This window comes from Thermanaeromonas sp. C210 (genome assembly GCF_013167955.1).
In the GTDB taxonomy this organism is placed as follows: domain Bacteria; phylum Bacillota; class DSM-521; order Neomoorellales; family Neomoorellaceae; genus UBA12545.
Genome location: NZ_BLWF01000011.1, coordinates 1 through 1,842, shown reverse-complemented (window position 1 = coordinate 1,842; position 1,842 = coordinate 1). Strand labels below are relative to the sequence as shown.

2 protein-coding genes and 1 pseudogene are annotated in these 1,842 nt (G+C 44.6%); all 3 read left to right on the top strand.

Translation table 11 applies throughout. From position 1 onward, the window contains the following. Positions 1 to 175: 175 nt before the first annotated feature. Positions 176 to 904 (top strand): FadR/GntR family transcriptional regulator, encoded by a 729-nt coding sequence (locus tag TAMC210_RS13165; RefSeq protein WP_173299275.1) that lies wholly within the window; start codon positions 176 to 178, stop codon positions 902 to 904. A 29-nt stretch (positions 905 to 933) separates the two neighbouring features. After that, a pseudogene (gene larA / locus TAMC210_RS13160) lies at positions 934 to 1,722 on the top strand (nickel-dependent lactate racemase); the annotation flags it as partial. Continuing rightward, a partial coding sequence (tnpB, locus tag TAMC210_RS14035; RefSeq protein ID WP_373996457.1) for an IS66 family insertion sequence element accessory protein TnpB occupies positions 1,704 to 1,842 on the top strand: 139 nt, incomplete at its 3' end. The pseudogene larA and the gene tnpB, both read left to right, overlap by 19 nt.

Genomic DNA, 1,842 nt, shown 5'->3' with positions numbered 1-1,842 from the left:
TTTTGACTTGTGATATACTGGCATTGGTGGCGGTTACCTCCTTTTGTATGGATTGTCCACCTCTGTTATATCACAGAGGATTGAGGGACCGCCACCTTCATTTTCCACGATTTTTGGGACAACGCCCCAGTCAAACATCAGACATACAACATCCAATCTTTAAAGGTGATGACTATTGATTGGCGGGATAAGGCGGAAATTAACCGATGAAGTTGCTGAATATATTATTCAAAAAATAAAGGAGGGCAGTTACAAGGTTGGCGACAAATTGCCTACGGAATTGATTTTGGCTCGCGAGCTCGGGGTAAGCCGGGGAACATTACGCGAAGCCATTAATAAACTTAGTTCCATGGGAATATTAGACGTCAGGCAAGGGGAGGGTACCTTTGTCAAAGAAACCTCGGTTAGTTCCATAATGGATTCTCTGAAGCGGCTACTGAATATCGATTATGGTACCCTCCAGGATTTGTTGACAGCGCGTCTTTTTATTGAAAAGGGCCTGGTTTCCCTGGCGGCCGGGAGAGCAAAAGCCGGAGACATAGCTAGTTTAAGAACAATACTAACAGCAATGGACGAAGCTGTGGCTAATAAAAATGCACTCGAGTTCAGTCGCCTGGACGAACAGTTTCATTTTGAGCTGGCAAGGATAGCCAAAAATAAAGTGTTAGAAAAAGTCATGGAAGCCATCCGTCACTTAATTACCACCCAACAGCAATATATCAATATAGTGCCGGGCATAATCGAAAAATCCAACGAACACCATCAGCGGATCGTAGACGCTTTAATAAAAAAGGATGTCAGCGGCGCTGAGGCTATAATGACGGAGCATATTATCTTCGTTATGCAAGCTGTAGAAAAAGAGTACAAAATAACAAATGAGGCGAGTCGCAGTATAAATAAATAGCGGGAGAATAGCATTTGTGAGGGAGAGCAATGGATGTCCACATAGCCTATGGAAAAGGAAAGATGCTTTTAAAAATACCGAGCAGCAATGTAACTGTTATTGAGCCCATTGACGTACCCGGAGTACCTGATGAAGAAGAAGCCCTGAAGACGGCTTTAGAGCATCCTATTGGAACTCCAGCCTTACGTAACATCGTCAAAAAAGGCGAAAGTGTTGCTATAGTCATTTCTGATAAAACTAGACCTACGCCTAGCCATAAAATCGTTCCGGTTATTATTGAGATTCTTAAACAAATACCTTGCGGCGAGATAATCATTATCAATGGGACGGGGACTCATAGAGCAAACACCCCTGAGGAATTAAAGGAAATGCTAGGCAGCAGCATAGTAGATAGGTTTAAAGTAATTAACCACGACTGCCATGATGAAACCCAGCTCACATATCTCGGAACGACCAAACGTAATACTCCTGTCTGGCTTAATTCTACTTACGTTAAAGCAGAACGCAAGATTGTAGTCGGATTTATTGAACCACACTTTTTTGCCGGCTTTTCTGGCGGACCCAAGGGTGTTGTTCCGGGGGTTGCTGGAATTAAAACCATTATGCGCTTGCATCGAGCTGCGTTTATTGAGGATCCCCATTGCACGTGGGGCGTTTTAGAAAACAATCCCGTGCAAGAAGACGTTACGGAAGCCTGTCTGATGGCCAAACCGGATTTTTGCATCAATGTCAGCCTCAATCGTCAGTACGCTATCACCGGGGTCTTTGCTGGTGATGTAATTAAAGCTCATCGTCAGGGCTGCCTGAGGGTAAGGAAGGCTTCGAGCTGGACCCCTTCTCTTCCTGCCTCTTTGTCTTTTGCAACCGTAAGAGGGACAAACTGAAGATTCTCCATTGGGAGCACAACGGGTTTTGGCTTTATTACCGCCGGCTGGAGA